The sequence below is a fragment of the Pandoraea horticolens genome (assembly GCF_902459555.1).
GTDB classification, from domain to species: domain Bacteria; phylum Pseudomonadota; class Gammaproteobacteria; order Burkholderiales; family Burkholderiaceae; genus Pandoraea; species Pandoraea horticolens.
The window spans coordinates 1-5,665 of record NZ_CABPSM010000041.1 but is presented as its reverse complement, the minus strand read 5'-3'; the positions used below and the strand labels follow the sequence as shown (position 1 = coordinate 5,665).

Sequence of the window (5,665 nt, the reverse complement as noted above, 5' to 3'; positions counted from 1 at the left end):
GAGAGCAAAGCAAAAACCCCTTGCTACGCGTTGTAGCAAGGGGTTTTTAGGGGAGCCTGACGATTACCTACTTTCACACGGGTATCCGCACTATCATCGGCGTGGAGTCGTTTCACGGTCCTGTTCGGGATGGGAAGGGGTGGTTCCAACTCGCTATGGTCATCAGGCATAACTTGTATGTTCTGCTGCACGATGGGTGCAACAAAACCAATTCAGAAGAAGCGTAGTACAAACATGTAGTTGGGTTGTGAGCGTATCGGAGCCCGCATTAGGCACACACGCAACTCACACCAGGAAAAACACACTGGTTATAGGATCAAGCCTCACGGGCAATTAGTATCAGTTAGCTTAACGCATTACTGCGCTTCCACACCTGACCTATCAACGTCCTGGTCTTGAACGACCCTTAAGGGGAATCGAGTTCCCAGGGAAGTCTCATCTTAAGGCGAGTTTCCCGCTTAGATGCTTTCAGCGGTTATCTCTTCCGAACATAGCTACCCGGCGATGCCACTGGCGTGACAACCGGTACACCAGAGGTTCGTCCACTCCGGTCCTCTCGTACTAGGAGCAGCCCCCTTCAAACTTCCAACGCCCACGGCAGATAGGGACCAAACTGTCTCACGACGTTTTAAACCCAGCTCACGTACCTCTTTAAATGGCGAACAGCCATACCCTTGGGACCGGCTACAGCCCCAGGATGAGATGAGCCGACATCGAGGTGCCAAACACCGCCGTCGATATGAACTCTTGGGCGGTATCAGCCTGTTATCCCCAGAGTACCTTTTATCCGTTGAGCGATGGCCCTTCCATACAGAACCACCGGATCACTATGACCTGCTTTCGCACCTGCTCGACTTGTCAGTCTCGCAGTTAAGCACGCTTTTGCCATTGCACTATCAGCACGATTTCCGACCGTACCTAGCGTACCTTCGTACTCCTCCGTTACACTTTGGGAGGAGACCGCCCCAGTCAAACTGCCTACCATGCACTGTCCCCGATCCGGATTACGGACCTAGGTTAGAACCTCAAACAAGCCAGGGTGGTATTTCAAGGACGGCTCCACAGAAACTAGCGTTCCTGCTTCAAAGCCTCCCACCTATCCTACACAGACCGGTTCAAAGTCCAATGCAAAGCTACAGTAAAGGTTCATGGGGTCTTTCCGTCTAGCCGCGGGTAGATTGCATCATCACAAACACTTCAACTTCGCTGAGTCTCGGGAGGAGACAGTGTGGCCATCGTTACGCCATTCGTGCAGGTCGGAACTTACCCGACAAGGAATTTCGCTACCTTAGGACCGTTATAGTTACGGCCGCCGTTTACCGGGACTTCAATCAAGAGCTTGCACCCCATCATTTAATCTTCCGGCACCGGGCAGGCGTCACACCCTATACGTCCACTTTCGTGTTTGCAGAGTGCTGTGTTTTTATTAAACAGTCGCAGCCACCAGTTTATTGCAACCCCTTCACCCTTCTGGCGCGAGCCAGTCAAGCTACAAGGGCGTACCTTATCCCGAAGTTACGGTACCAATTTGCCGAGTTCCTTCTCCCGAGTTCTCTCAAGCGCCTTAGAATACTCATCTCGCCCACCTGTGTCGGTTTGCGGTACGGTCTCGTATGACTGAAGCTTAGAGGCTTTTCTTGGAACCACTTCCAATTGCTTCGCGAACAAGTTCGCTCGCCCCACAGCCTTGAATTACGCGCCCGGATTTGCCTAAGCGCCTTCTCCACTGCAGGGACCGGGACTTCCAACACCCGGACAACCTTCCGCGATCCGTCCCCCCATCGCATCATACGACGGTGCAGGAATATTAACCTGCTTCCCATCAGCTACGCATCTCTGCCTCGCCTTAGGGGCCGACTCACCCTACGCCGATGAACGTTGCGTAGGAAACCTTGGGCTTACGGCGAGGGGGCCTTTCACCCCCTTTATCGCTACTCATGTCAGCATTCGCACTTCTGATACCTCCAGCATCCTTCACAAGACACCTTCACAGGCTTACAGAACGCTCTCCTACCATGCGAGCAAGCTCGCATCCGCAGCTTCGGTATATTGCTTAGCCCCGTTACATCTTCCGCGCAGGACGACTCGATCAGTGAGCTATTACGCTTTCTTTAAAGGGTGGCTGCTTCTAAGCCAACCTCCTGACTGTTTTAGCCTTCCCACTTCGTTTCCCACTTAGCAATATTTAGGGACCTTAGCTGGCGGTCTGGGTTGTTTCCCTCTTGACACCGGACGTTAGCACCCGATGTCTGTCTCCCGTGATTGCACTCTTCGGTATTCGGAGTTTGCTATGGCGAAGTAATCCGCAATGGACCCTTCAACCATGACAGTGCTCTACCCCCGAAGGTGATACACGAGGCACTACCTAAATAGTTTTCGGAGAGAACCAGCTATTTCCAAGTTTGTTTAGCCTTTCACCCCTATCCACAGCTCATCCCCTAACTTTTCAACGTTAGTGGGTTCGGTCCTCCAGTACGTGTTACCGCACCTTCAACCTGGCCATGGATAGATCACTTGGTTTCGGGTCTACACCCAGCGACTGAACGCCCTATTCGGACTCGCTTTCGCTACGCCTTCCCTATTCGGTTAAGCTTGCCACTGAATGTAAGTCGCTGACCCATTATACAAAAGGTACGCCGTCACCCCTTACGAGGCTCCGACTGTTTGTATGCATGCGGTTTCAGGATCTATTTCACTCCCCTCCCGGGGTTCTTTTCGCCTTTCCCTCACGGTACTGGTTCACTATCGGTCGATTACGAGTATTTAGCCTTGGAGGATGGTCCCCCCATCTTCAGACAGGATTTCACGTGTCCCGCCCTACTTATCTCAAGCTTAGTTCCACACCAGGGTTTTCTCATACGGGGCTATCACCCACTATGGCCGGACTTTCCATTCCGTTTTGATAACACCGGTGCTAAATCTTGAAGGCTGGTCCCATTTCGCTCGCCACTACTTTGGGAATCTCGGTTGATTTCTTTTCCTGCAGCTACTTAGATGTTTCAGTTCGCCGCGTTCGCTTCGCTAGACCTATGTATTCAGTCTAGGATGACCTAAAAGGCCGGGTTTCCCCATTCGGACATTTGTGGATCAATGCTTATTTGCCAGCTCCCCACAACTTTTCGCAGGCTATCGCGTCCTTCATCGCCTGTAATCGCCAAGGCATCCACCACATGCACTTATTCGCTTGACCCTATAACGAGAATGTCTCCCCGTTACAGGTTGAGTTATCGCGTTGTGCCGTATTCCAAGTCATCTTTCGATCACTTTAAATACTGGTTGATACAATCACAACCCGTACAATTTCCACGCGCCATCTCTAACGCGCTTCCGTTGTACTACTACTTCTTCTAAATTGTTAAAGAGCAAATACTGCATGACATTGCTGTCATTCAAAAACATTCACGTTAAATCACTATGGGGATTTACTTCAGACGTAAAAGCTTTTGACTGACATCGATGTGCGATCTAAGGAATTGGTGGAGGCAGACGGGATCGAACCGACGACCCCCTGCTTGCAAAGCAGGTGCTCTCCCAGCTGAGCTATGCCCCCCAAATCAGTCTGATGCGGCGTTACAAAAAAACCTTGCATACTCATGTATGCGGCGGCCTTTTGTGCCTTGCCTCAGCCAGATTTCTTTCTACCAGGCGTCGGTGGAAAGAGTTTGGTGGGTCTGGAAGGACTTGAACCTTCGACCCCCGCCTTATCAAGACGGTGCTCTAACCACCTGAGCTACAGACCCGACTTAGATCTACGCAGTCAACAACCGATAAGCGTGAACACTCAACTTCCAGTGCATGCTCTAGAAAGGAGGTGATCCAGCCGCAGGTTCCCCTACGGCTACCTTGTTACGACTTCACCCCAGTCATGAATCCTGCCGTGGTAAGCGCCCTCCTTACGGTTAGGCTACCTACTTCTGGCAAAACCCACTCCCATGGTGTGACGGGCGGTGTGTACAAGACCCGGGAACGTATTCACCGCGACATGCTGATCCGCGATTACTAGCGATTCCAGCTTCACGCAGTCGAGTTGCAGACTGCGATCCGGACTACGATCGGTTTTCTGGGGTTAGCTCCACCTCGCGGTTTGGCAGCCCTCTGTACCGACCATTGTATGACGTGTGAAGCCCTACCCATAAGGGCCATGAGGACTTGACGTCATCCCCACCTTCCTCCGGTTTGTCACCGGCAGTCTCCTTAGAGTGCTCTTGCGTAGCAACTAAGGACAAGGGTTGCGCTCGTTGCGGGACTTAACCCAACATCTCACGACACGAGCTGACGACAGCCATGCAGCACCTGTGTTACGGTTCTCTTTCGAGCACTCTCACCTCTCAGCAAGATTCCGTACATGTCAAGGGTAGGTAAGGTTTTTCGCGTTGCATCGAATTAATCCACATCATCCACCGCTTGTGCGGGTCCCCGTCAATTCCTTTGAGTTTTAATCTTGCGACCGTACTCCCCAGGCGGTCAACTTCACGCGTTAGCTTCGTTACTAAGGAAATGAATCCCCAACAACTAGTTGACATCGTTTAGGGCGTGGACTACCAGGGTATCTAATCCTGTTTGCTCCCCACGCTTTCGTGCATGAGCGTCAGTATTGGCCCAGGGGGCTGCCTTCGCCATCGGTATTCCTCCACATCTCTACGCATTTCACTGCTACACGTGGAATTCTACCCCCCTCTGCCATACTCTAGCCTTGCAGTCACGAATGCAGTTCCCAGGTTAAGCCCGGGGATTTCACATCCGTCTTACAAAACCGCCTGCGCACGCTTTACGCCCAGTAATTCCGATTAACGCTTGCACCCTACGTATTACCGCGGCTGCTGGCACGTAGTTAGCCGGTGCTTATTCTTCCGGTACCGTCATCCCCCCGAGGTATTAACCCAGAGGATTTCTTTCCGGACAAAAGTGCTTTACAACCCGAAGGCCTTCTTCACACACGCGGCATTGCTGGATCAGGCTTTCGCCCATTGTCCAAAATTCCCCACTGCTGCCTCCCGTAGGAGTCTGGGCCGTGTCTCAGTCCCAGTGTGGCTGGTCGTCCTCTCAGACCAGCTACAGATCGTCGCCTTGGTGAGCTTTTACCCCACCAACTAGCTAATCTGACATCGGCTGCTCTTGTAGCGCGAGGCCCGAAGGTCCCCCGCTTTCCTCCTCAGAGCGTATGCGGTATTAATCCGGCTTTCGCCGAGCTATCCCCCACTACAAGGTACATTCCGATGTATTACTCACCCGTTCGCCACTCGCCACCAGGTGCAAGCACCCGTGCTGCCGTTCGACTTGCATGTGTAAGGCATGCCGCCAGCGTTCAATCTGAGCCAGGATCAAACTCTTCAGTTTAAACCTGTTACTGTTTTCGGTTTTTCGTGATAAATCACTCGAACCGGTCGCTCTCAAAGTATGCTGACAAGTTAATTACTTAACTTACCTATTACTATGTGAGCCTCAATAAATTTAAAGCTTATCTGCCGTAGCAGACGCACTATTCATCGAGTGCCCACACTTATCGGTTGTTTAATTTTTAAAGATCAATCGCATCTGACTTCGCTTCGTCGCACACTTACCGCGCCGTCGCTTCGTTTTCTGCGTCGCTGCATCAGCAGCAGAGAAGTGAGATTATGTCGCAGCTTCTCGTCGTCGTCAACAGTTTTTTTCGCTTTCTTCGCTC

The 5,665-nt window shown here is 51.8% G+C and carries 2 tRNA genes and 3 rRNA genes; all 5 read right to left on the bottom strand.

Annotated features, from left to right (window positions below):
* Nucleotides 1-54: 54 nt before the first annotated feature.
* A 5S ribosomal RNA gene (rrf, locus tag PHO31112_RS26870) occupies nt 55-167 on the bottom strand.
* A 145-nt stretch (nt 168-312) separates the two neighbouring features.
* Nucleotides 313-3,190: ribosomal RNA gene (locus PHO31112_RS26865) — 23S ribosomal RNA — on the bottom strand.
* Between the two features lie 284 nt (nt 3,191-3,474).
* A tRNA-Ala gene (locus PHO31112_RS26860) sits at nt 3,475-3,550 on the bottom strand.
* A 113-nt stretch (nt 3,551-3,663) separates the two neighbouring features.
* Nucleotides 3,664-3,740, bottom strand: a tRNA-Ile gene (locus PHO31112_RS26855).
* A gap of 64 nt (nt 3,741-3,804) precedes the next feature.
* Nucleotides 3,805-5,337: ribosomal RNA gene (locus tag PHO31112_RS26850) — 16S ribosomal RNA — on the bottom strand.
* Together the 16S, 23S and 5S rRNA genes with 2 tRNA genes alongside form the textbook arrangement of a ribosomal RNA operon.
* Between the last annotated feature and the right edge of the window lie 328 nt (nt 5,338-5,665).